Genomic DNA, 1,522 nt, shown 5'->3' with positions numbered 1-1,522 from the left:
GTATTTCTGTCGTGCAAACGTGCAGCTTGTTTCGTTCAGCTTGAGTTCTCGTTCGCTGATGGCGCTCCTTAGAAAGGAGGTGATCCAGCCGCACGTTCCCGTACGGCTACCTTGTTACGACTTCACCCTCCTCACCGGACACTCTTTAGGCGGATCCTTCCTTGCGGTTAGGCCTCCGGCTTGGAGAGCACCCGACTCGGATGGTGTGACGGGCGGTGTGTACAAGGCCCGGGAACGTATTCACCGCGGCTTGGCTGATCCGCGATTACTAGCGATTCCAACTTCATGCAGTCGAGTTGCAGACTGCAATCCGAACTGGGGATGGCTTTCTGGGATCTGCTTCACCTTCCGGTCTCGCTTCTCTCTGTACCATCCATTGTAGCATGTGTGTCGCCCTGGACATATGGGCCATGATGACTTGACGTCGTCCCCACCTTCCTCCATCTTGTCGATGGCAGTCTCGCCGGAGTGCTCAGCTTTACCTGGTAGCAACTGGCAATAGGGGTTGCGCTCGTTGCGGGACTTAACCCAACATCTCACGACACGAGCTGACGACAGCCATGCAGCACCTGTTCACGTTCCCTTCCTTGCGGAGGGGTCGATCCGCTTTCGCTTCTCTACCGCGTGTATGTCAAGTCCAGGTAAGGTTCTTCGGTTTGCATCGAATTAAACCACGTGCTCCACCGCTTGTGCGGGCCCCCGTCAATTCCTTTGAGTTTCAATCTTGCGACCGTACTCCCCAGGCGGTATGCTTATCGCGTTAACTTCGGCACGAAACTATCGCTAGTCTCACACCCAGCATACATCGTTTACTGCCAGGACTACCGGGGTATCTAATCCCGTTCGCTCCCCTGGCTTTCGCGCTTCAGCGTCAGTATGCAGCCAGCAAACCGCCTTCGCCACTGGTATTCTTCCTGATATCTACGCATTTCACCGCTACACCAGGAATTCTGTTTGCCTCTCTGCTTCTCAAGCTCTCCAGTTTCGTCTGCGAAAAAGGGTTAAGCCCTTCCATTTGACAGACGACTTGAAGCGCCGCCTACGCGCCCTTTACGCCCAGTAATTCCGGACAACGCTCGCTCCCTACGTATTACCGCGGCTGCTGGCACGTAGTTAGCCGGAGCTTCCTCGCAGGGTACCGTCACTTCCTTCTTCCCCTGCAACAGAGGTTTACAACCCGAAGGCTGTCTTCCCTCACGCGGCGTCGCTGGGTCAGGCTTCCGCCCATTGCCCAATATTCCCCACTGCTGCCTCCCGTAGGAGTCTGGACCGTCTCTCAGTTCCAATGTGGCCGGTCGACCTCTCAGTCCGGCTACCCGTCTTCGGTTTGGTGAGCTTTCACCTCACCAACTGCCTGATAGGACACAAGTCTCTCCAAAAGCGCATCTCTGCTTTTCACCTTCCGGCTTATGAGGTATTAGCTCCGGTTTCCCGAAGGTGTCCCTCTCTTTCGGACAAGTCCTTGTGCTTTACTCACCCGTCCGCTGCTCGAATGATTCAATTCAACATATGTCTCCTCAAA

The 1,522-nt window shown here is 55.2% G+C and carries 1 rRNA gene; it reads right to left on the bottom strand.

Annotated elements, in window-relative coordinates:
• Positions 1 to 72: 72 nt before the first annotated feature.
• A 16S ribosomal RNA gene (locus B0D78_RS12070) occupies positions 73 to 1,522 on the bottom strand; the annotation flags it as partial.

Origin of the sequence: Pyramidobacter sp. C12-8 (genome assembly GCF_002007215.1) — a bacterium.
Classification (GTDB): domain Bacteria; phylum Synergistota; class Synergistia; order Synergistales; family Dethiosulfovibrionaceae; genus Pyramidobacter.
This window is presented reverse-complemented; position numbering and strand designations above follow the sequence as displayed.